The sequence below is a fragment of the Streptomyces sp. B93 genome, assembly GCF_018070565.1.
In the GTDB taxonomy this organism is placed as follows: Bacteria; Actinomycetota; Actinomycetes; order Streptomycetales; family Streptomycetaceae; genus Streptomyces.
The window spans coordinates 117,527-138,914 of the sequence record NZ_JAGPXL010000002.1; the positions used below are offsets into that span (position 1 = coordinate 117,527).

General features: G+C 72.6%; 17 protein-coding genes and 3 tRNA genes. 9 read left to right on the forward strand and 11 right to left on the reverse strand.

Annotation, left to right across the window (positions count from 1 at the left end; translation table 11 throughout):
• Positions 1-8: 8 nt before the first annotated feature.
• Positions 9-1,358: a chloride channel protein gene (locus tag KBY47_RS02865; protein WP_210919254.1), complete on the forward strand. Its 1,350-nt coding sequence runs from the start codon at positions 9-11 to the stop codon at positions 1,356-1,358.
• 63 nt (positions 1,359-1,421) lie between these two features.
• On the opposite strand, the gene KBY47_RS02870 is transcribed toward KBY47_RS02865, so the two are convergent.
• The 3 genes from KBY47_RS02870 to KBY47_RS02880 all read right to left on the reverse strand — a co-directional run bounded on the left by KBY47_RS02870 (position 1,422) and on the right by KBY47_RS02880 (position 1,838).
• Positions 1,422-1,498: transfer RNA gene (locus KBY47_RS02870), tRNA-Ile, on the reverse strand.
• Between the two features lie 188 nt (positions 1,499-1,686).
• Positions 1,687-1,759, reverse strand: a tRNA-Asn gene (locus tag KBY47_RS02875).
• 6 nt (positions 1,760-1,765) lie between these two features.
• Positions 1,766-1,838: transfer RNA gene (locus KBY47_RS02880), tRNA-Asn, on the reverse strand.
• 147 nt (positions 1,839-1,985) lie between these two features.
• On the opposite strand from KBY47_RS02880, the gene KBY47_RS02885 reads away from it, so the two are divergent.
• The 4 genes from KBY47_RS02885 to KBY47_RS02900 all read left to right on the forward strand — a co-directional run bounded on the left by KBY47_RS02885 (position 1,986) and on the right by KBY47_RS02900 (position 7,602).
• Entirely contained in the window at positions 1,986-2,291 is a 306-nt protein-coding gene (locus KBY47_RS02885; protein WP_210919255.1) for a YtxH domain-containing protein, read from the forward strand.
• Positions 2,292-2,350: 59 nt separating this feature from the next.
• A complete protein-coding gene (locus KBY47_RS02890) occupies positions 2,351-3,805 on the forward strand; it encodes an FGGY family carbohydrate kinase (protein ID WP_210919256.1) in 1,455 nt (484 codons plus the stop codon).
• Positions 3,806-3,940: 135 nt separating this feature from the next.
• On the forward strand, positions 3,941-5,674 hold the full coding sequence (locus KBY47_RS02895; RefSeq protein WP_210919257.1) for an ABC transporter ATP-binding protein: 1,734 nt from the start codon (positions 3,941-3,943) through the stop codon (positions 5,672-5,674).
• Complete coding sequence (locus tag KBY47_RS02900) at positions 5,674-7,602, forward strand: ABC transporter ATP-binding protein (RefSeq protein ID WP_210919258.1); 1,929 nt, start codon at positions 5,674-5,676, stop codon at positions 7,600-7,602. The genes KBY47_RS02895 and KBY47_RS02900 overlap by 1 nt, the downstream gene beginning before the upstream one ends.
• 29 nt (positions 7,603-7,631) lie before the next feature.
• Here the strand turns inward: KBY47_RS02900 and KBY47_RS02905 are convergent, their stop codons facing one another.
• Positions 7,632-8,924, reverse strand: coding sequence for an RNA polymerase sigma factor (locus KBY47_RS02905; RefSeq protein WP_210919259.1), 1,293 nt, complete (start codon positions 8,922-8,924; stop codon positions 7,632-7,634).
• Between the two features lie 148 nt (positions 8,925-9,072).
• Here KBY47_RS02905 and KBY47_RS02910 point away from each other — a divergent pair, with 148 nt between their 5' ends.
• Positions 9,073-9,693 carry a hypothetical protein gene (locus tag KBY47_RS02910; protein ID WP_210919260.1) on the forward strand — a complete coding sequence of 207 codons (621 nt, stop codon included), beginning with the start codon at positions 9,073-9,075 and terminating at the stop codon, positions 9,691-9,693.
• A gap of 102 nt (positions 9,694-9,795) precedes the next feature.
• On the opposite strand, the gene dnaG is transcribed toward KBY47_RS02910, so the two are convergent.
• The 4 genes from dnaG to KBY47_RS02930 all read right to left on the reverse strand — a co-directional run bounded on the left by dnaG (position 9,796) and on the right by KBY47_RS02930 (position 15,276).
• Positions 9,796-11,697, reverse strand: a complete 1,902-nt coding sequence (dnaG, locus tag KBY47_RS02915; RefSeq protein WP_210919261.1) for a DNA primase — start codon at positions 11,695-11,697, stop codon at positions 9,796-9,798.
• Positions 11,698-11,746: 49 nt separating this feature from the next.
• A complete protein-coding gene (locus tag KBY47_RS02920; protein ID WP_210919262.1) occupies positions 11,747-13,012 on the reverse strand; it encodes an FAD-dependent oxidoreductase in 1,266 nt (421 codons plus the stop codon).
• A 142-nt stretch (positions 13,013-13,154) separates the two neighbouring features.
• Entirely contained in the window at positions 13,155-14,423 is a 1,269-nt protein-coding gene (locus tag KBY47_RS02925; protein ID WP_210919263.1) for a deoxyguanosinetriphosphate triphosphohydrolase, read from the reverse strand.
• 91 nt (positions 14,424-14,514) lie between these two features.
• Positions 14,515-15,276, reverse strand: coding sequence for a sirohydrochlorin chelatase (locus tag KBY47_RS02930; protein WP_210919264.1), 762 nt, complete (start codon positions 15,274-15,276; stop codon positions 14,515-14,517).
• 149 nt (positions 15,277-15,425) lie between these two features.
• Here KBY47_RS02930 and KBY47_RS02935 point away from each other — a divergent pair, with 149 nt between their 5' ends.
• Positions 15,426-16,100 (forward strand): vancomycin high temperature exclusion protein, encoded by a 675-nt coding sequence (locus KBY47_RS02935; protein WP_210919265.1) that lies wholly within the window; start codon positions 15,426-15,428, stop codon positions 16,098-16,100.
• Positions 16,101-16,203: 103 nt separating this feature from the next.
• Positions 16,204-18,360 (forward strand): molybdopterin oxidoreductase family protein, encoded by a 2,157-nt coding sequence (locus KBY47_RS02940; protein WP_210919266.1) that lies wholly within the window; start codon positions 16,204-16,206, stop codon positions 18,358-18,360.
• Between the two features lie 52 nt (positions 18,361-18,412).
• Here the strand turns inward: KBY47_RS02940 and KBY47_RS02945 are convergent, their stop codons facing one another.
• The 3 genes from KBY47_RS02945 to KBY47_RS02955 all read right to left on the reverse strand — a co-directional run bounded on the left by KBY47_RS02945 (position 18,413) and on the right by KBY47_RS02955 (position 20,424).
• Positions 18,413-18,955: a hypothetical protein gene (locus tag KBY47_RS02945; protein WP_210919267.1), complete on the reverse strand. Its 543-nt coding sequence runs from the start codon at positions 18,953-18,955 to the stop codon at positions 18,413-18,415.
• A gap of 82 nt (positions 18,956-19,037) precedes the next feature.
• Positions 19,038-19,493 (reverse strand): gamma-glutamylcyclotransferase family protein, encoded by a 456-nt coding sequence (locus KBY47_RS02950; protein WP_308405017.1) that lies wholly within the window; start codon positions 19,491-19,493, stop codon positions 19,038-19,040.
• Between the two features lie 361 nt (positions 19,494-19,854).
• A complete protein-coding gene (locus tag KBY47_RS02955) occupies positions 19,855-20,424 on the reverse strand; it encodes an NADPH-dependent FMN reductase (protein WP_210919269.1) in 570 nt (189 codons plus the stop codon).
• Positions 20,425-20,695: 271 nt separating this feature from the next.
• On the opposite strand from KBY47_RS02955, the gene KBY47_RS02960 reads away from it, so the two are divergent.
• Entirely contained in the window at positions 20,696-21,223 is a 528-nt protein-coding gene (locus KBY47_RS02960; RefSeq protein ID WP_210919270.1) for a hypothetical protein, read from the forward strand.
• Positions 21,224-21,388: the final 165 nt, after the last annotated feature.

Sequence of the window (21,388 nt, forward strand, 5' to 3'; positions counted from 1 at the left end):
GTGGAGGAATGAGCCCTCCCGACCCGAACGCCGGTCACCGGGAGGGACCGGCGGACGCGTCCCCGTCGCCCCCGGACCCGCTCGCCGTCCTGCGGAGCCGACGGTACGCGGCGCTCCTGGTGCTGAGCGCGCTCCTCGGGGCGCCGGTGTCCGCGGCGGCCTTCGGCTTCCTCGCACTCGTCGGCGAACTGCAACCCCTGCTCTACACGGACCTGCCCGAGGCACTCGGTCTCGACGGCACCCCGGCGTGGTGGCCCCTCCCGCTGCTCGCCGTCGGCGGACTGCTGACGGCGCTGAGCATCCGGTACCTGCCGGGCACGGGCGGTCATGAGCCGACCGCCGGGTTCAAGGCCGGTTCCCCGCCCGGGCTGGCCGAGCTTCCCGGCGTGGCGCTCGCCGCGCTGGCGACCCTGGTCTTCGGCGCGGTCCTCGGTCCGGAGGCACCGCTCATCGCCCTCGGCGGCGGGCTGGCCGTGGGCTTCCTGCGTCTGGTCAAACGGGACGCGCCGCAGCAGACCAGCGCGATGGTCGGCGCGGCCGGCAGTTTCGCGGCCATCAGCGCACTCCTGGGATCGCCCCTGCTGGGGGCGTTCCTCCTGATGGAGGCCTCCGGCCTGGGAGGGGCCATGCTGGGCCTCGTCCTGGTGCCGGGCCTGCTCGCCGCGGGCATCGGGGCGCTGATCTTCACGGGCCTGGGCTCATGGACGGGCCTCGGCACCTACTCGCTCGCCCTGCACGACGTGCCCGGGGCACACGACCCCACCGCCGCCGAGTTCGGCTGGGCGCTGGTCGTCGGAGTCTCGGCCGCCCTCGCGGGCGCCGCGATCCGGTGGCTCTCCACCCGCCTGAAGACGCGCCTGGAAGGCCGCCGGGTGACGGCCACGGTCCTGGTGGGCCTCGCCGTCGCGGGGCTGGCCGTCGGCTACGCGCAGGCCACCGACCACCCGGCCACCGACGTGCTGTACTCGGGCCAGGACGCGCTGAACCCCCTCCTCACCCACAGCTCCGCCTACACGGTGGGCGCCTTGCTGCTGCTGGTGCTCTGCAAGGGCCTCGCCTACTGCCTCTCGCTCAGCGGCTTCCGGGGCGGCCCGATCTTCCCGGCGATGTTCACGGGCGCCGCGGGCGGCATCGCGCTGTCCCATCTGCCGGGCCTGACGCTCGCCGCGGGCTTCGCCATGGGCGTGGGAGCGATGGCCGTCGCCATGCTGCGGCTGCCGCTGACCTCGGTGCTGCTCGCCACCCTGCTGCTCGGGAGGGAGGGCCTCACGGTCATGCCGCTGGTGATCGTCGCGGTGGTGGTGTCCCACGTCGTCTCGGCGAAACTGACCCGGCCCGCTCCGGCACCGGAGGAGTGAGCCCTTCCCCGCCGGGGACTTACGGCGGCCAGCAGATGAAAACGTTCCTGCTGCGATGCGCGATGGTGGGGCGGGTGGGACTCGAACCCACGGCCGACGGATTATGAGTCCGCTGCTCTAACCGGCTGAGCTACCGCCCCATAGCGGCGTGTCGCGTACATGTGTGCGCGCCGTCTGCCGCAGCATAGCCGCTCATACGATCTCCTGCTCCGGATGGTCGGCTTCCCACGGCACCTTCGTGACCTTGAGACTCCGTCGCGGCCGGTGCGGTTCCCGGGCAGGGGACCGGGCATGAAAAAGGACCCCGGCGGGGTCCTCGTTCAGGCTGCTCCCCCGACTGGACTCGAACCAGTAACCTGCCGGTTAACAGCCGGCTGCTCTGCCAATTGAGCTACGGAGGACCGAAGCTCCCCCGACTGGACTCGAACCAGTAACCTGCCGGTTAACAGCCGGCTGCTCTGCCAATTGAGCTACGGAGGAATGCCTCGCTGCATCGAACGTGCCTACCTGGGTATTCGCCAGGGGGCGCGGGCTCGCTGCGACACATACATTAGCGCAAGCAGGGGGGTGCTCCGCCAATCGGTTCCTCGCAGGTACTCGGCTAGCAAGCCAGGAAGGGTGGCCGTCATGCGCTACCGGCTCACGTTCGTCGTCGGACTCGCTCTGGGTTACGTATTGGGCACGAGGGCCGGGCGCGAGCGCTACGAGCAGTTGAAGAAGTCCGCTCGGCAGGTCAGCCAGAACCCCGCCGTGCGCAACACCGCCGAGACGGCCGCGCAGCAGGGGCGGCAGTTCGCGGGCAAGGCGTATCACGTGGTCAGCGACCGGGTCGGGGACCGGATGCCGGACTCGGTGGCGCAGCGGGTGCGGTCGCTGCGGGAGCGGAACGCGGACGGCAGCGGGGCGGACGACTGGGGGACCAGCAACACCTGAGGTGGCCGGGCGCCGACCGGCTGCGCGGTCATCGGTCTCCGTGCGGCAGAATTTTGGCCATGGGGATAGTAGCCGGGCTGGACAGTTCGCCCGATTTCACTCGTATCGTCGTCTGTGACTCGGACACAGGGGCCGTGCTCAGGCAGGGATATGCCCCGCACCCGCTGGAGGACGGCGAGGGCGGCGGGCGGCCCTCCGACGTCGATCCGCAGGCCTGGCTGCTGTCCCTCGGTGACGCCGCGGGCGGTGGGCTGCTGGAGGGCGTGCAGGCCATCGGGGTGTCCGCGCAGCAGAACGCCCTGGTCCCGCTGGACGCGCAGGGCGGCACCGTACGGCCCGCGCTGGTCGGCGGGGACAAGCGGGCGCAGGTCGCCGCCGCCGATCTCGTGGACGCGCTCGGCGGGCGGGCGGCGTGGGCGCAGGCGGTGGGCTGTGTGCCGGGGGCCGCGCAGCCGGTGACCAAGCTGCGCTGGCTGGCCCGCAGCGAACCGGAGAACGCCGCGCGGGTCGCCGTACTGATGCAGGCGCACGACTGGCTGGTGTGGCAGTTGCTGGGGCGGCCGGTGCGCAGGACCACCGATCGGGGCGGGGCGTCCGGGACCGGGTACTGGTCGGCGGCGACGGGTGCCTACCGGTCGGACCTCGTCGAGCTGGCGCTCGGGCACCAGGTGATGCTGCCGGAGGTCATCGGGCCCGCCGACGCCGCCGGTACGACACCGGAGGGGCTGCTGATCTCGGCGGGGACCGGCGAGACCATGGCCGCCGCGTTCGGGCTGGGCATCGGGCTCGGGGACGCCGTGGTGTCGCTGGGGGCGTCGGGGTCGGTGATGGCCGTGCACCCCGAGGTGCTGCACGACCAGAGCGGGATGATCACCTCCCTCGCCGACGCCACCGGGATGCACCTGCCGGTCGTCACCACCCTGAACGCCGTACGCGCCCTGCGCGGCACCGCCGAACTGCTCGGGCTGCCCGATCTGGAGAGCCTGTCCGACCTGGCGATGAAGTCGACGCCGGGCGCCCACGGGCTGGTGCTGCTGCCCTATCTGGAGGGCGAGCGGACGCCGAACCTGCCGCACACCGCGGGGACGCTGGCCGGGCTGCGGCGGGAGTCGATGCGGCCGGAGCACCTGGCGCGGGCCGCGTTCGAGGGCATGCTGTGCGGGCTCGCGGACGCGCTGGACGTGCTGCGCGGCCGGGGCGTCGAGGTCAGGCGGGTCTTCCTGCTCGGGGCCGCCGCCGAGCTGCCCGCCGTACAGGCCGCGGCGCCCGCGCTGTTCGGGGCGCAGGTCGTCGTCCCGCAGCCCGCCGACTACGCGGCGATCGGGGCGGCGCGGCAGGGCGCGTGGGCGCTCGGGGTGTCCCAGGGGACGCTGGACCCGCGCACCCCGCCGATGTGGCAGGGGCCCGCGGGGCAGGTGCTGGACCCCGGGGAGGAGCTGGCCGTGGGCCAGGCGGTGCGGCAGCAGTACGTGTCGGTGCGGGAGCAGACCCATCCGGGCGCGTTCCGCCCGTGAGCCGGAGCCGTTCCGCCCGTAAGGCCGTATCCGTGACGCCGTTGGGTTAATCAGTTGAGGTAACGCGGGTGGAGTGTTCGACGATAGGGGCCAGGGGCAACCAACCGCCCCCTCGTCGACTCCGAGAGAAGCAGCGTGCTCATACGACTTCTGCGGACCTATCTCAGGCCCTACCGAAAACCCATCGCCCTGCTGGTCGTGCTCCAGTTCCTCCAGACCTGCGCCACCTTGTACCTGCCGACGCTCAACGCCGACATCATCGACAACGGTGTCGTCCTGGGCGACACCGGCTACATCCTGTCCTACGGCGCCCTGATGGTCGGCATCTCGCTGGCACAGGTCGTCACCAACATCGGGGCCGTGTACTACGGCGCCCGCACCGCGGCGGCGCTCGGCCGGGACGTACGGGGCGATGTCTTCGACCGGGTGCAGTCGTTCTCCGCGCGTGAGGTCGGCCACTTCGGCGCGCCGTCGCTGATCACCCGTACGACGAACGACGTCCAGCAGGTGCAGATGCTGGCGCTGATGACGTTCACGCTGATGGTGTCGGCGCCCATCATGTGCGTGGGCGGCATCATCCTGGCCCTCGGCCTGGACGTGCCGTTGTCGGGGGTGCTGGTCGCGGTGGTACCGGTGCTGGGCATCTGCGTGACGCTGATCGTACGGGCGCTGCGACCGCTGTTCCGCTCCATGCAGAAGCGGCTGGACACCGTGAACCGGGTGCTGCGCGAGCAGATCACCGGCAACCGTGTGATCCGGGCCTTCGTCCGCGACGAGTACGAGCAGCACCGCTTCCGGAAGGCCAACACCGACCTGACCGACGTGGCGCTGCGCTCCGGGAACCTGCTTGCGCTGATGTTCCCGATCGTGATGACGGTGGTGAACCTGTCGTCGGTGGCGGTGGTGTGGTTCGGCGCCCACCGCATCGACAGCGGCGGCATGCAGATCGGCGACCTGACCGCGTACCTCGCCTATCTGATGCAGATCGTGATGTCCGTGATGATGGCCACCTTCATGTTCATGATGGTGCCGCGCGCGGAGGTGTGCGCCGAGCGCATCCAGGAGGTGCTGGACACCGAGTCCAGCGTCGTCCCGCCGCTCGCTCCCGTCACCGAGCTGCGGCGCCACGGGCACCTGGAGATCCGCGGCGCGGGCTTCCGCTACCCGGGGGCCGAGGAGCCGGTGCTGAAGGCCGTCGAGCTGGTCGCCCGGCCCGGGGAGACGACCGCCGTCATCGGCTCCACCGGCAGCGGCAAGTCGACCCTGCTCGGCCTGGTGCCACGGCTGTTCGACGCCACCGAGGGCGAGGTCCTCGTGGACGGGGTGGACGTACGCACCCTCGGCCAGGAGGTGCTGGCCCGGACGGTCGGGCTCGTGCCGCAGAAGCCGTACCTGTTCGCCGGGACCGTCGCCACCAATCTGCGCTACGGCAATCCGGACGCCACCGACGAGGAGCTGTGGCACGCGCTGGAGGTGGCGCAGGCCAAGGACTTCGTGGAGCGGCTGGAGAACGGCCTGGACTCCCCCATCGCGCAGGGCGGCACGAACGTCTCCGGCGGTCAGCGGCAGCGGCTCGCCATCGCCCGCACGCTCGTGCAGCGTCCCGAGATCTACCTCTTCGACGACTCCTTCTCCGCCCTCGACTACGCCACCGACGCCGCGCTGCGCGAGGCGCTGTCCCGGGAGACGGCGGAGGCGACCGTCGTCATCGTCGCCCAGCGGGTGGCCACCATCAGGGACGCCGACCGGATCGTCGTACTGGACGAAGGACGGGTCGTGGGGACGGGGACCCACCGTGAACTGATGGCCGACAACGAGACCTACCGGGAGATCGTGCTCTCCCAGCTGACGGAAGCGGAGGCTGCCTGATGGCCGGGCCCGCGGGGCGCATGATGGCGGGGACCGGGCCGGACCACCGCTCGCTGGACTTCAAGGGGTCGGGCAAACGGCTCGTCGCCCGGTTCCGGCCCGAACGGCTCACCCTCGGCGTGCTGGTGCTGTGCGTGCTGGTCAGCGTCGGCCTGTCCGTCGTAGGACCGAAGATCCTGGGCCGGGCCACCGACCTCGTCTTCGCGGGGATCGTCGGGCGGGAACTGCCCGCCGGCCAGTCCAAGGCCGAGGCGCTGGAGGCGATGCGGGAGCGCGGTGACGGGCGGATCGCCGACATGCTCCGCTCCACCGACTTCACCCCCGGCCAGGGCATCGACTTCGGCGCGGTCGGCGATGTGCTGCTGCTCGCGCTCGCCGTGTTCGTCGGCGCCGGACTGCTGATGGCGGTGGCGACACGGCTGGTGAACCGGGCCGTCAACCGGACCATGTACCGGCTGCGGGAGGACGTGCAGACGAAGCTGTCCCGGCTGCCGCTGTCGTACTTCGACAAACGGCAGCGCGGTGAGGTGCTGTCCCGCGCCACCAACGACATCGACAACATCGGGCAGACCCTCCAGCAGTCGATGGGCCAGCTCATCAACAGCGTGCTGACCATCATCGGGGTGCTGGCGATGATGTTCTACGTCTCCTGGATCCTCGCCCTGGTGGCGCTGGTGACCGTGCCGCTGTCGTTCGTCGTCGCGACCCGGGTCGGCAAGCGGTCCCAGCCGCACTTCGTGGCGCAGTGGCGGACCACCGGCAAGCTCAACGCGCACATCGAGGAGATGTACACCGGGCACACCCTGGTGAAGGTGTTCGGGCGGCAGGAGGAGTCGGCGAAGCAGTTCGCCGAGCACAACGACGAGCTGTACGAGGCCGGGTTCAGGGCGCAGTTCAACAGCGGGATGATGCAGCCGCTGATGATGTTCGTGTCGAACATCAACTACGTGCTGGTGGCGGTGGTCGGTGGGCTGCGGGTCGCCTCCGGGTCGCTGTCCATCGGTGACGTGCAGGCGTTCATCCAGTACTCCCGGCAGTTCTCCATGCCGCTGACGCAGGTCGCGTCCATGGCCAACCTGGTGCAGTCCGGCGTCGCCTCCGCCGAACGGGTCTTCGAACTCCTCGACGCGGAGGAGCAGTCCGCGGACCCGGTGGCGGGCGTACGGCCGCGGGAGCTGCGGGGGCGGGTCGCGCTGGAGGGGGTGTCCTTCCGGTACGACCCCGAGAAGCCGCTCATCGAGGACCTGACGCTGACCGTGGAACCCGGGCAGACCGTCGCCGTCGTCGGGCCGACCGGCGCGGGCAAGACCACGCTGGTCAACCTGCTCATGCGGTTCTACGAGGTGTCCGGCGGGCGGATCACCCTCGACGGCGTCGACATCGCGGACATGTCCCGCGACGAACTGCGCGCCACGATCGGCATGGTGCTCCAGGACACCTGGCTGTTCGGCGGCACCATCGCGGAGAACATCGCCTACGGGGCGTCGCGCGAGGTCACCCGGGGGGAGATCGAGGAGGCCGCGCGGGCGGCGCACGCGGACCGGTTCGTCCGGACGCTGCCCGACGGGTACGACACGGTGATCGACGACGAGGGGAGCGGGGTCAGCGCGGGTGAGAAGCAGCTGATCACCATCGCCCGGGCGTTCCTCTCCGATCCGGTGATCCTGGTGCTGGACGAGGCGACGTCGTCCGTGGACACGCGGACGGAGGTGCTGATCCAGAAGGCGATGGCGAAGCTGGCGCACGGGCGGACGTCGTTCGTGATCGCGCACCGGCTGTCGACGATCCGGGACGCGGACACGATCCTGGTGATGGAGAACGGGGCGATCGTGGAGCAGGGGGCGCATGATGTGCTGCTTGCTGCCGGGGGCGCGTATGCGCGCCTTTACAAGGCTCAGTTCGCGTCGGCTGTGGCTGAGGTGGACTGAGCCGTTGCCCGGCGTCGGGGTGCCGTCACTCAGTCCAAGTAGCCCCTCAGTTGGTCCGCGAAGGCGTGGTCCCTCAGTTTGTTGAGGGTCTTGGACTCGATCTGGCGGATGCGTTCGCGGGTGACGCCGAAGATGCGGCCTATCTCCTCCAGGGTGCGGGGGCGGCCGTCGGCGAGGCCGTAGCGGAGTTGGACGACCTTGCGTTCGCGTTCGCCGAGGGTGGAGAGGACCGCCTCCAGGTGCTCCTTGAGGAGGAGGAACGCGGCTGACTCGACGGGGCTCGCGGCGTCGCCGTCCTCTATGAGGTCGCCGAGGGCCACGTCGTCCTCCTCGCCCACGGGGGCGTGCAGGGAGACCGGTTCCTGGGCGAGCCGCAGGACCTCGCTGACGCGCTCCGGGGGCAGGTCGAGGTGGGCGGCGACCTCGTCCGGGGTCGGTTCGTAGCCGCGTTCCTGGAGCATGCGGCGCTGGACCCGGACGACGCGGTTGATGAGTTCGACGACATGGACCGGGACACGGATGGTGCGGGCCTGGTCGGCGAGGGCGCGGGACATGGCCTGGCGGATCCACCAGGTGGCGTACGTGGAGAACTTGTAGCCGCGGGCGTAGTCGAACTTCTCCACGGCCCGGATGAGGCCGAGGTTGCCCTCCTGGACCAGGTCCAGCATGGTCAGGCCGCGGCCGACGTACCGTTTGGCGACGGAGACCACCAGCCGCAGGTTCGCCTCGATCAGACGGCGCTTGGCCATCCGGCCCATGACGACGAGCTTGTCGAGGTCGAGGGCGAGCTGGGTGTCCAGGTCGGGCGTGTTGCCCAGCTTCTCCTCCGCGAAGAGTCCGGCTTCGACGCGGCGGGCGAGTTCGACCTCCTCGGCCGCGCTGAGCAGCGGGATGCGGCCGATCTCGCGCAGGTACTGGCGGAACAGGTCCGAGGAGGGTCCGCCGGTGTCGAGGCGGGTGGGCACGGACACCACCGCTTCGACGGGCTCGGGGGCGCCGTCCGGCTCGGCCGCCTCGGGCTTCGGCTCCGGCTCCGTCTCCGTCTCCGGGTGTCCGGCGGCACGGCTCTGCGCCGGGACGGCCACGAGCACATCGGACTCCGCGTCCGGCTCCGGGCCGTCGGTGGTGACGTCGGTCTGGATGAGGGTCTGGGTCTGCACGGGGGCGACCTCCAGGGTGATCGCTGCTGAGACGTACGGCAGCGCTGCTTGGGGGGCGGAGTCGGCGGCCTTGCCGCTGTCCGTCCCGTACGCGATGAGCGGAACCGCGGGGGTGAGGGACCCGTGGGGGACGGATCGGCCGCGCTCCGAGGACTCAGGCACCGGAACCCAGTGTGGGGTAAGACACATCCCCGCCACGAGGGGCGTGCGGTGACTTTTTGCGTGCGGAACGTGACCCGCTGGTTACCGGCGTGGCGGGCCGCGGAAAACACCGGTGCTCGCCAGGGATCCCGTCTGGCACGATCGTTTGGTGTCCGCATCGCTGTACGAGACCCATGTGACCGTCCGCTGTGACAGTGCCGCCGAGGCGGAGCGGCTGCGCCGGTGGGCGGTGGCGGCCGGGCTGAAGCTGACGCACATCGTGCTGGCCCGGGGCCGGATGCGGGAGCAGCCGATGCTGACGCTGCGCGGGTCGCAGTCGTACGCCGAGGAGTCGGCGCGGGCTCGGGAGGTCGCGGCGCGGCTGCGGGCCGACGGGTTCGCTCCGGTCCGCGTGAAGATCGAGTCGGCGCCGTGGGCGCCGGAGGTGCCGGGCGGGCCGTGCGTCGACGGGCGGTACTTCGAGCACCACGTGAAGCTGCTGCTGGCCGCCGACGCCGACCTCGACGCCCTGGCCGCCCGCGTCCTGCCGCACGGCGCCCATCTGTCGTGGAACGCCCGCCGGGTGCGGGACGACGGACGGCACGAGCGGTTCGTGACGCAGCGGTGCCGGGGGGTGGACGCGGAGGGCGCCGGGCGGGCTCTGGAGCGGCTGCTGACCGAGGTGAGTGGCTGTCAGGTGGTGGATGTGGAGCGGGAGTTCGTGCTCCACGACAGCGACCTGTCCGTGGATGACGGGTGGCTCGAGGAAATGGCGGAGGTGGGGGCGTGAACGCCGCTCGTGACATTCCGAAGACCCTCCAGTGGATCCCCGGCGACGACGTGGACCAGCGGCCCGTGTTCGATTGGCGGTGGCGCCGACGTTCGAGGGGCGTCAGAGCGCGGACGGGCCCTGATCCTGGAGGGCGCGGTCGTAGCGGGTGAGGACCATCATCTCGTTCTGGAGGGCGGCTGACTGGGCCGGGTCGGTGTGGCCGAGGCGGGTCAGGGCGCTCTGGAGGTCGGTGAGGCGGCGGGCGACGGCGCGGCGGCGGACGGCGACGAGCTGTTCGCCCGCGTAGGTCTCGTCGACCGTGCGGCGCATGATCGCCTCGACGGCGAGTTCCGTCACCATGGCGCGGACCGCGTCGTCGGGGGCCGCGTCGCGGACGCGGACCAGGTACTCCTGCGGGTCCTGTGTGCCGTACTCCGCGCCGCCCGCGTCGAGGATGGCCTGCCGTACGGCGGCGTAGGGCGCGGCGGTGAACTCGTCGACCCCGTAGGCGTCGAAGGCCGGGGAGACCAGTTCGGGGCGTTGCAGGGCGAGCTTCAGGAGTTCGCGTTCGGTGGCGTAGACCGGGTTGCGGAGGGTGAGCGCCGGGCCGGAGGACGCGGGGCGGGGGGCCGCCTCGTACGGGGTGTGCTGGGGGCCGCGGGTCGGGGCGGGGCCCTTGCCGCCGCGGTCGCGGGCCCAGCGGGCGAGCTGGGCGACCCGCTTGACGACGAACTGGGTGTCGAGGATGCCGAGCATGCCCGCGAGCTGCACGGCGACCTCGTGCTGGGCGCCGCTGTTCTTGATGCGGGCGACGACGGGCGCGGCCTCGTCGAGGGCGGCGGCGCGACCGGCGGGGGTGTCGAGGTCGTAGCGGGAGACGATCTGGCGGAGGGCGAACTCGAAGAGCGGGGTGCGGGGTTCCACGAGGTCGCTCACCGCCTCGTCGCCCTTGGCGAGGCGCAGGTCGCAGGGGTCCATGCCGTCGGGGGCGATGGCGATGTACGTCTCGGCGGCGAACTTCTGGTCGTCCTCGAAGGCGCGCAGGGCGGCCTTCTGGCCCGCCGCGTCACCGTCGAAGGTGAAGATCACGCGGGCGGAGCCGTTGTCCATCAGCAGACGGCGGAGGATCTTGATGTGGTCGCCGCCGAAGGCCGTGCCGCAGGTCGCGATGGCGGTGGTGACCCCGGCGAGGTGGCAGGCCATGACGTCCGTGTAGCCCTCGACGACGACCGCGCGGGAGGTCTTCGCGATCTCCTTCTTCGCCAGGTCGATGCCGTAGAGGACCTGGGACTTCCGGTAGATCGCCGTGTCGGGGGTGTTGAGGTACTTGGGGCCGTTGTCCGCCTCGTACAGCTTGCGGGCGCCGAAGCCGACGACGTCGCCGCCGATGTCGCGGATGGGCCACATCAGCCGTCCGCGGAAGCGGTCGATGGGGCCGCGGCGGCCCTCCTGGGAGAGGCCGGAGAGGATGAGTTCCTTGTCGGTGAAGCCCTTGCCGCGCAGGTAGCGGGTGAGGTGGTCCCAGCCCTGCGGGCTGTAGCCGACGCCGAAGTGGACGGCGGCGGCCTGGTCGAAGCCGCGTTCGGCGAGGAAGATCCGGCCGGTGTCCGCCTCGGGGCTGGTCGCGAGCTGTTCCGCGTACCAGTCGGCGGCGATCTTGTGGGCCTCGACCAGGCGGATGCGTTCGCCGCGCTGGTGGGCGGGGTTGTAGCCGCCCTCCTCGTAGCGCAGGGTGATGCCCGCCTGACCGGCGAGCCGCTCGACCGCCTCCGAGAAGGTGAGGTGGTCGATCTTCATCACGAACGTGATGGTGTCGCCGCCCTCCTGGCAGCCGAAGCAGTGGAAGAGTCCCTTGCTCGGGCTGACCTGGAAGGACGGCGACTTCTCGTCGTGGAACGGGCACAGCCCCTTGAGGTTGCCGCCGCCCGCGCCCCGCAGCTGGAGGTACTCCGAGACGACGGCGTCGATCGGGACCGCGTCCCTGACCGCCTTCACGTCCTCGTCGTTGATCCGTCCTGCCACGAGGTGATTCTACGGGGCACGACTGACACCCTCGGGACGAGACCGGCACTCAGGGGACGAGGCCCTCGAGCGGGACGTGCGGGTTCGCCAGGGCCTCCGTGTCCACCTGGGCCTGGGAGCGGATGAGCCGCTGGACGGTCTCCGTGACGTCCCACACATTGACGTTCATCCCGGCCAGCACCCGGTGGTCCTTCACCCAGAACGCGATGAACTCGCGCTTCCCGGCGTCCCCGCGGATCACCACCTCGTCGTACGAGCCCGGCGGCGCCCAGCCGGAGTACTCCATCCCCAGGTCGTACTGGTCGGAGAAGAAGTAGGGCACGCGGTCGTAGACGATCTCCTGGCCCAGCATCGCGCGGGCCGCGGCCGGGCCGCCGTTGAGGGCGTTCGCCCAGTGCTCGACCCGCATGCGGGTGCCGAACAGGGCGTGCGGGAAGGCGGCGACGTCTCCGGCGGCGTAGATGTCGGGGTCGGAGGTGCGCAGGCGTTCGTCGACGACGATGCCGCCGCCGTACGCCCGGTCGGCCAGCTCCAGGCCCGCCGCCTCCGCGAGGGCGGTGCGGGGGGCGGCGCCGATCGCGGCGAGGACGTCGTGCGCGGGCTGCTCCTCGCCGTCGTCGGTACGGGCGGCCAGCACCATGCCGTCCTGGCCGACGATCTCGGTGAGCCGGGCGCCGAAGCGGAAGCGGACGCCGTGCTCCCTGTGCAGCTCGGCGAAGAGCTGGCCCAGCTCGGGTCCGAGGACGCCGTGCAGCGGGGTCGCTCCCGGTTCGACGACGGTGACCTCCGCGCCGTACTCCCGGGCGGCCGCCGCGACCTCCAGGCCGATCCAGCCCGCGCCCGCGATCACGAGGTGGCCGTTGTCGCGGCCGAGGGCGGCGAGGACGCCCTTGAGGCGTTCGGCGTGGGCGAGGCGGCGCAGGTGGTGGACGCCGGCCAGGTCGGTGCCGGGGATGTCCAGGCGGCGGGGCTCGGCGCCGGTGGCGAGGAGCAGCTTGTCGTAGCGGACGACGGTGCCGTCCTCGCCGAAGCGGACCGTCTTCGCGGCGCGGTCGATGGCGTCGACGGTCTGGCCGAGGTGGAGTTCGACGTCGTGGTTGGCGTACCAGGTGGGTTCGTGGACGAAGACGCTGTCGCGTTCCTCCTTGCCGAGGAGGTAGCCCTTGGACAGGGGCGGGCGCTCGTAGGGGTGGTCCCGTTCGTCGCAGATCAGTATCACGCGGCCGGTGAAGCCCTCCGCCCGCAGCGTCTCGGCCGCCTTCGCGCCCGCCAGGCCGCCTCCGACGATGACGAATGTCTGGTCCGCGTCGACCACTTGATGCCTCCTCGTAAGGGTGCCGCCACATGCGAGCGTCCCGCACGCAGCGTGATGGGGGAAGAGGGTGTGTCCCGACCGGGCCACCGGCCGCGCCCGGCCCGGGCCGCGCGGGCTCACCTTCCGCCACGCATATGCCCCGTCAGTTTCCCAGGTGCCCCGTCAGCCTCGTGTGAAGCGACCGCGCGGACACGTCGGTCAGGGACGCGATCTGGTCCACGATCACCCGCTTGCGGGCCCGGTCGTCGGGCGCCGCGTCGAACAGCGCCCGGAACTGCGGGTCGAGTCCGTCCGGGGCGCGCGCGGTGAGCTTCTCGGCCAGTTCCAGTACGACGATCCGCTGGTCGGCGCGGAGCCGGGCCTGTTCGGCGCGCTGCATGACGTACCGGTCGGCGACCGCCTTGAGCACCGCGCACTCCATGCGGGTCTCGCGGGGTACGACGAGTTCGGCGCCGTAGCGGGTGAGGCCGCCGCTGCCGTACGCCGCCCGGGTGGCGCCCTCCGCGGCCAGGCAGAAACGGCCGATGAGCTGGCTGGTGGCGTCCTTCAGGCGGGCCTGCGCCACCGCGGAGCCGTCGTAGCCGTGCGGCCACCACTCCTGGTCCTGGAGCCGGTCCAGGGCGGCGTCGAGTTCGGCGGGGTCGGTGCCGGAGGGGACGTACCGGCCGACGGCGACCTCGAAGACGGCCCGGCGTTCCGGGTCGGCGTGCAGCAGGTTGGGGTCGATGTGCCCGGCGTGCAGGCCGTCCTCGACGTCGTGCACCGAGTACGCCACGTCGTCGGACCAGTCCATGACCTGCGCCTCGAAACAGGTGCGGGTGCCGGGGGCGTCCTCGCGGACCCAGTCGAACACCGGGCGGTCGTCCTCGTAGACGCCGAACTTGGGCGACCCCGGGTCGGTGGGGTGGGCGCCGCGCGGCCAGGGGTACTTGGTGGCGGCGTCCAGGGTGGCGCGGGTGAGGTTGAGGCCGACGGAGCCCTGCGGGGTGAAGCGTTTCGGCTCGATGCGGGTGAGCAGGCGCAGCGACTGGGCGTTGCCCTCGAAGCCGCCGCAGTCCTCGGCGAACTCGTTGAGGGCCTGTTCGCCGTTGTGGCCGAAGGGCGGGTGGCCCAGGTCGTGGGAGAGGCAGGCGGCCTCCACGAGGTCGGGGTCGCAGCCGAGGGCGGCGCCGAGTTCGCGGCCGACCTGGGCGCACTCCAGGGAGTGGGTGAGACGGGTGCGGGGGCTGGGGTCCCAGGCCTGGCTCGAGGTGCCGGGGGTGACGACCTGGGTCTTGCCCGCGAGGCGGCGCAGGGCGGCGGAATGGAGGATGCGGGCGCGGTCTCTCTGGAAGGCGGTGCGGCCTGGGCGTTTGTCGGGCTCTGGGGCCCAGCGGGCCGTTGCTGATGCCGGGTATGTGTTGCCTTCCATGTGTTGACAGTATGCGGTGGGGGCGTCTGCCGGGTTGTTGTCGTCTTCCGGGCGCGGGTCGTGGGGGGTTCTCGCGCAGTTCCCCGCGCCCCTAGGTGAGTGCGGCCAGCGTCCGCTTCAGAGGGGCCGTCGGGGTTTTCACGGCCTGTTCGTAGCGGTGGAGGATGAGGCGGGCCATCGCCGGGTGGGTGCCCATGGGGGCCGCCGCCATGTTCGGTGCCGCCTGGGCGGACTCCGTGGCGAAGCGGCCCGGGGCCGTGAAGTAGGAGGCGACGGTCACCCGGCCGTGGCCCCTCGACCTGAGGGCGCGGACTGCCTCCGGGACCGTCGGCTTCGCGGCCGAGGCGTACGCCGGGACGACCGGGACGCCGCCGAGGCGGGTGGAGAGGAGGCGGGCCATGTGGCCGGTGTCCACGGCGGCCTCCGGGTCGCGGGAGCCCGCCGCCGCCAGGACCACGGCGTCCCCGCGGGTCCAGCCCGCCTCGGTGAGGCGGGTGGCCAGGGCCTCGGCGAGGAGGGGGTGCGGGCCGAGGGGAGCGGCGAGGCGGGTGCGGGCGGGGGACGCGGCGGCCATCTCGGGGATGTCCTGCTTGATGTGGTAGCCGCGGCTGAGGAGGAGGGGGACCAGGACCGCCTCGCGGTCGCCGAGGGCGGCGAGGGTGTCCGGCAGCAGGGGCTCGTTCAGCTCGATGTGGCCGAGGTGGACGGGCAGGCCGGGGCGCAGGGCGCGGACGCGGTCGGCGAGGGCGGTGACCGTGGCGAGGGCGCGCGGGTCGCGGCTGCCGTGGGCGACCAGGACCAGGGGCGGTGCGCCGGTCCGGTGCGGGTGGGTGTTCATGAGGTGCGCCGTCATGGATCGATGGTGTCGGGGGGACGTTGCCGGGCCGTTGCGCGGGGGTCACGGGTCTTTTCGGCCGGTTCACCGTGTGGGGTCGGGGGTGTGTGAGGAGCGCTGACCTGCGTCGCGCAACCTCTGGTGGCTCTTCGGGCGTCCCACCGGTCATGGATGCGCTTCGACCCCGGCTGCCGCGTACCCGTACCGGGCAGCGCCGACTCGTGCGGGCGGTGGTCGCCGTGTGCGTCCTCGCGCTGCTGCCGTCCACCTGGCTCTTCGTGACCACCGACGACCGGCTGCGGACCACGGCCGAGGTGCCGCGCACGGACGTCGCGGTCGTCTTCGGCGCGGGCCTGTGGAACGGCGAGCCGTCGCCGTACCTCGCGCACCGGCTGGACGCGGCGGCGGAGCTGTACCGGGCGGGGCGGGTGGAGGTGGTCCTCGTCACCGGTGACAACAGCCGCGAGGAGTACGACGAGCCGGACGCCATGCGCGGCTATCTGGTCCGGCACGGGGTGCCCGACGGGCGGATCGTCAGCGACTACGCCGGGTTCGACACCTGGGACTCCTGTGTGCGGGCCAGGAAGATCTTCGGGGTGGAGAAAGCGGTGCTGATCAGCCAGGGCTTCCACATCCGGCGTGCGGTGGCGCTGTGCCGGGCGGCGGGCGTGACGTCGTACGGCGTCGGGGTCGACGAGCCGCACGACGCGACCTGGTACTACGGGGGCGCTCGGGAGGTCCTCGCGGCGGGGAAGGCGGCGCTGGACGCGGTGTTCCGGCCCGATCCGCGGTTCCTGGGGCCCAGGGAGACGGGGGTGGACCGGGCGCTTGCCGACGGGTGACCTCTTTCTCACGGCCGACCCGGGCGGGCGGGGAGGTCGCCGTCCCGGCCGTGTAACAGGGAGCCGACGCGGCACGTAACAAGGCCGACGCACGCTGGGCGGTATGCAGCAGATCTCCGCGACGCCCACGCACTGCCCGTACTGCGCCTTGCAGTGCGGGATGAATCTGACGCCCGCCCCCGACGGGACGGTCGAGGTGACCGAGCGGGCGGACTTCCCGGTGAACCGGGGCGCGCTGTGCGGCAAGGGGCGTACGGCGCCCGCGGTGCTGTCGTCGCGGGTGCGGCTGACGTCGCCGCTGGTCCGGCGCGGCGGTGACCTCGCGCCCGCGACCTGGGACGAGGCGCTGGACCGGATCGCCGAGGGGCTGCGGTCCGTGCGGGACGCGCACGGGGCGGACGCGCTCGGGGTGTTCGGCGGGGGCGGGCTGACCAACGAGAAGGCGTACTCGCTGGGGAAGTTCGCGCGGGTCGTGCTGGGCACCTCGCAGATCGACTACAACGGCCGGTTCTGCATGTCGTCGGCCGCCGCGGCCGGGATGAAGGCGTTCGGGGTGGACCGGGGGCTGCCGTTCCCGCTGGAGGACATCCCGAGGACGGGGTGTGTGATCCTCGTCGGCTCCAATCTGGCCGAGACGATGCCGCCCGCGCTGCGCTACCTCACCGAGCTGAAGGAGAACGGCGGCACGCTGGTCGTCATCGACCCGCGCCGGACGAGGACCGCCGAGCAGGCCGACCTGCATCTGATGCCCCGGCCGGGCACCGATCTGGCGCTGGCGCTCGGACTGCTGCACCTGATCGTCGCCGAGGGGCGCGTGGACGAGGAGTACGTCCGGGAGCGGACGGCCGGCTGGGAGGACGCCCGGGCGGCGGCGATGGCGCACTGGCCGGAGTACGTGGAGCGGATCACCGGCGTGTCCGTGCCCGAACTGCGGGAGACCGTGCGGCTGTTCTGCGAGCCGGAGACGGCGATGGTGCTGACCGCGCGGGGGCCCGAGCAGCAGTCCAAGGGGACCGACACCGTCGGCGCGTGGATCAACCTGACGCTGGCGACGGGGCGGGCGGGCCGTCCGCTGTCCGGGTACGGCTGTCTGACCGGGCAGGGCAACGGGCAGGGCGGGCGTGAGCACGGCCAGAAGGCCGACCAGCTGCCCGGCTACCGCAAGCTGACCGACCCGGCGGCGCGGCGGCATGTCGCCGAGGTGTGGGGCGTCGACCCGGACAGCCTGCCGGGCCCGGGGCGCAGCGCCTACGAGCTGCTCGACGCGCTGGGCACGGACGTCCGCGCGCTGCTGCTGATGGCGTCCAACCCGGTGGTGTCGGCGCCGCGCGCCGCGCACGTGGAGGAGCGGATCAGGGCGCTGGACTTCCTCGCCGTCTGCGATGTCGTGCTGTCGGAGACGGCGGCGCTCGCGGACGTCGTCCTGCCGGTCACCCAGTGGGCGGAGGAGACGGGCACCATGACCAACCTGGAGGGCAGGGTGCTGCTGCGCCGCCGCGCCCTCACCCCGCCGGACGGCGTCCGCAGCGACCTGGAGGTCATGCGGGAGCTGGCCGACCGGCTGGGCGTGGAGAAGGGCTTCCCGACCGACCCCGAGGAGGTCTTCGAGGAGCTGCGGCGGGCCAGCGCGGGCGGTGCCGCCGACTACTCCGGGATCACCTACCGCAGGCTGGCGGAGGAGAACGGCGTGTTCTGGCCGTGCCCGGCGACGGACGCCGGGGGCGGCGACGGCGAGGACGCCTCGCTCGACACCACGCCGGACGACCCGGCGCGCGAGGGCGACACCGTGCACCCGGGCACGCCCCGTCTCTTCCTCGACCGGTTCGCGACGGAGGACGGCCGGGCCCGGTTCGCGCCCGTCACCCACCGCGCGATCGCCGAGGAGCCCGACGACGAGTACCCGGTCCTCCTGACGACGGGGCGGGTGGTCTCGCAGTACCAGTCGGGCGCCCAGACCCGCCGCGTCGACGAGCTGAACGCCGCCGCGCCGGGCCCCTTCGTCGAGCTGCACCCACACCTCGCGGCCCGGCTCGGGGCGGCCGAGGGCGACCCGGTGGCCGTCGTCTCCCGCCGCGGCCGGGCGGTGGCCCCCGCCCGCATCACCACCGGCATCCGCCCGGACACCGTCTTCATGCCCTTCCACTGGCCCGGCGAGGGCCGCGCCAACACCCTCACCAACCCGGCCCTCGACCCGACGTCCCGCATGCCGGAGTTCAAGGCGTGCGCGGTCCGGGTGGAGGCGGTGGAGGGCAGCGTCTAGGGGCGGGGAACTGCGCCACCGGCCACGACGGCGGGGCAGACGAATGACGCGTTCAGTCACCCACGGCCGTACGCCGCCGTCGCAGCGCGAAGTACCCGGCGGTCAGGGCCACCGCGCTCACCGTCAGGCCCGCGCCGAGGGCCAGTTCGAGACGGGAGGGGCCGGCGCCGCCGCCGAGGCCGCCCTCGACGCCGAGGGTGGGGACGGTGGTGGCGGGTGCGGGGGCCGCGGGGGTGGTCGTGGGCGCCGAGGGGGTCACCGTCGCGGGGGCGGTGGCCGTCGGGGTCGCGGTGGCCGTCGGGGTCGTCCTCGGTCTCGCCGTCGAGCTGATCGTCGGTGGCACGGTCGTGCGGGCCGTGGCCCGGAGGGGCAGCGCCTCGCAGGCGACGCCGTCGTCCGGTCCCTGGTCCTCGTCCAGTCGGTGCGGGTCGCTCGGGTCGCGGGCGAGTTCCGCCTGGGCGTCCTCCTGGAAGGCGAAGTCGCGGCAGTCGAGGTCTCCTGCCTGGGCGTGTGCGCTGCCGATCGCCGGTCCGGCGGTCGCGAGCACGGTGACCGCGGCGGTGAGCGCGACGCGTGTGCGCCTACGTGTTCGCATGGGCGAGCCTTTCCGATTCGGCGGCCGTCCCTCGTGGTCGGGCCACCGCATCGACGCTAGGAGCGCCCTCCCGTCGCGGCCATCACTGCTGGGCCGTTCGGGTGTGGTTCCCGCGCGGGTCGCGCCGTCCCGCGAGCCAGTCGCCGCCCTCGATGCGGGTGCCCCGGGCGCGCAGCCGGGCTGCGACGCGGGGTGCGGCGAGGTAGACCCAGGCGCGCACCCGGGTGCCGTCGGCGGTGCGGGTGACCTCGCGTGCGACGCGTTCGTAGAGGTTGTGCGGGGCGCCGGGGGCGTACTCCTCCAGCTGGTCGAGGGCGGTGAGGAGTTCGGCGTAGGCGTGCGGCGGGACGGTGACGAGGTCGCCGGTGACGGTGCCGCCGTCCGGTTCCGCCACGGCGTAGGGGTAGCCGGGGCCGTCGTAGAGGACGGCGTCGTCGAGGCGTCCGGGTTCCTCGGTGTGCGTACGACCGTGGAGGAGGAGGGCGTGGTTGGGTTCGCCGGGGCGGAGGGTGCCGTAGACGAAGAAGGGAAGGGACACGTGTCTCACCTGCACGGAAGCGCTACCGAAGGCTTGCAGGAACGATTCTGACCCCTCACAGGCCCCGCCCGTGACCGCTATGGACATGCCAGGTCCGGGCCACTTGAACCCCGGTGATCAGCGCCCCCGTCCCCCTCCCTGCGTGCCCTCCCGGAGGAGTCCGGTGAGCCGTTCCGCCGTTACTCGGCATGCTCACTCCTCGACCACGTACGCGGGCGCGCGGACGGCGACGCTGAACGCGGCGCGGGACCCGTACGGGGCGGGGAGCGCGGAGCGCGCGGCGGTGGCGGCGGCCCGGGGGGCGGTCGCGTGCGCTGACGCCCGCGGGCAGCATGCGCTGACCGCCCGCGGGCGGCGTGCGCTAACCGGCGTACGCGCGCTTCTCCTTGGCCTCCTTGAGGGCGGTGCCCCACCACACCAGCTGGTCCAGCATCGTCTTGGCCGCCGCGTCCGGGCCCGTGGGGTCCTTCAGGCGGCCCCGGTCGTCGAAGGACGCCCCGGCGTTGTGGAAGGAGACGGTGTCGCGGACGGTGACGGCGTGCAGCTCCGCGAAGACCTGGCGGAGCTGCTCGACGGCGCGCAGGCCGCCGGACATGCCGCCGTAGGAGACGAACCCGACGGGTTTGGCCTGCCACTCGGTGAAGTGCCAGTCGATGAGGTTCTTCAGGGCCGCGGGGAAGGAGTGGTTGTACTCCGGGGTGAGGACGACGAACCCGTCGGCGGCGGACAGCCGGGGGGTGATCCCGGCGAGTGCGTCGGCCGCCTCGGGGGTGCGGGTCAGGGAGGTCGGCAGGTCCGTGTCGGCCACGTCGACGACATGGGCTTCGAGGTCGTCGCGGTGGCGGATGTGGTCGAGGAGCCAGTCGGCGACGACGGGGCCGAAGCGGCCGTGGCGGTTGCTGCCGATGACGAGCGTGATGTCGAGGGTCATGCGGCACACCCTGGTACCTCAAGTTTGGTTGAGGTCAAGCGGCGGGGTCGTGGGTCGGGCCCCCTCACCCGTTCACACCTTCGCCGTGGGCCCTTCGGGTGCTCTTGCGCCGGGCCCGCCGCGGCGCCGTGACCTGCGAGAACGGCCGCCAGGTGGCCGCATGGGCGCACCCGTTCGCCATATTCCTGACGCCCCCTCAGGGGGCGGGCGCGGGCCGATGCCACTTACCTCGGTAGAGGCAGGGCCCGATCAGCTCGAAGGAGCAAGCACCATGCGACGTACCGCCCGGCTGCTGATGCTGTCCGGACTGACCGGTGGCGTGCTCGCGCTCGCCGCGCCCAGCTACGGCGCGGACACCGGCCGACTGGAGGTGTCCCCGTCCGGTGTGGTCCCCGGCGGGCAGGTCACGGTGACCACCAGGGACTGCGGCGACGACGGCACGGCCGCCGGGGACGCCAGCGCGGTGGGCGCGGGACAGTTCACGATGGCGCCCGGAGCGCGGGACGGCGAGGCGGTCGGACAGTTCCGGGTGCCGCCGAGCGCGCAGCCGGGGACGTACGAGATCGTCGCGCGGTGCGCCGGGAAGGCGGCCGGCGGACGGCAGGTCAAGGGCGACCTGGTGGTCACGCTGACCGCGGTCCGTGAGCAGGTGTACCCACGAGGAAGCGTCAAGACGGGGGTCGGCGGCGCGCTTGGCCCCGACCCCGTGCAGACCGCGGCGGGCGTGGCGGCTCTCGCCGTCGCCGCCGCGGGCGGTACCTGGCTCCTGCATCGCCGGGCGAGAGGCGACGGGATCTGACGGACACCCTCCGCTGTCCGTCCGCCGGTACCGCATGTCCCCTCCCCTCCGGGTCCGACGCCCCTCGCGGCCCGGAGGGGGTGCGGGGGCGGGGCCCTGCGGGGTGCTGGGGGGTGCCGCGTGCGGGGGCAGTGCCGGGTGCGGCCCGGCCGCCTCTCGGCTGGC

Bases quoted from the DNA above. Each gene is read 5' to 3' on its own strand.
- KBY47_RS02865 (WP_210919254.1), top strand. From the start codon at position 9: ATGAGCCCTCCCGACCCGAACGCCGGTCACCGGGAGGGACCGGCGGAC.
- KBY47_RS02885 (WP_210919255.1), top strand. From the start codon at position 1,986: ATGCGCTACCGGCTCACGTTCGTCGTCGGACTCGCTCTGGGTTACGTA.
- KBY47_RS02890 (WP_210919256.1), top strand. From the start codon at position 2,351: ATGGGGATAGTAGCCGGGCTGGACAGTTCGCCCGATTTCACTCGTATC.
- KBY47_RS02900 (WP_210919258.1), top strand. From the start codon at position 5,674: ATGGCCGGGCCCGCGGGGCGCATGATGGCGGGGACCGGGCCGGACCAC.
- KBY47_RS02925 (WP_210919263.1), bottom strand. From the start codon at position 14,423: ATGGAAGGCAACACATACCCGGCATCAGCAACGGCCCGCTGGGCCCCA.
- KBY47_RS02930 (WP_210919264.1), bottom strand. From the start codon at position 15,276: ATGACGGCGCACCTCATGAACACCCACCCGCACCGGACCGGCGCACCG.
- KBY47_RS02935 (WP_210919265.1), top strand. From the start codon at position 15,426: ATGGATGCGCTTCGACCCCGGCTGCCGCGTACCCGTACCGGGCAGCGC.
- KBY47_RS02940 (WP_210919266.1), top strand. From the start codon at position 16,204: ATGCAGCAGATCTCCGCGACGCCCACGCACTGCCCGTACTGCGCCTTG.
- KBY47_RS02945 (WP_210919267.1), bottom strand. From the start codon at position 18,955: ATGCGAACACGTAGGCGCACACGCGTCGCGCTCACCGCCGCGGTCACC.
- KBY47_RS02955 (WP_210919269.1), bottom strand. From the start codon at position 20,424: ATGACCCTCGACATCACGCTCGTCATCGGCAGCAACCGCCACGGCCGC.
- KBY47_RS02960 (WP_210919270.1), top strand. From the start codon at position 20,696: ATGCGACGTACCGCCCGGCTGCTGATGCTGTCCGGACTGACCGGTGGC.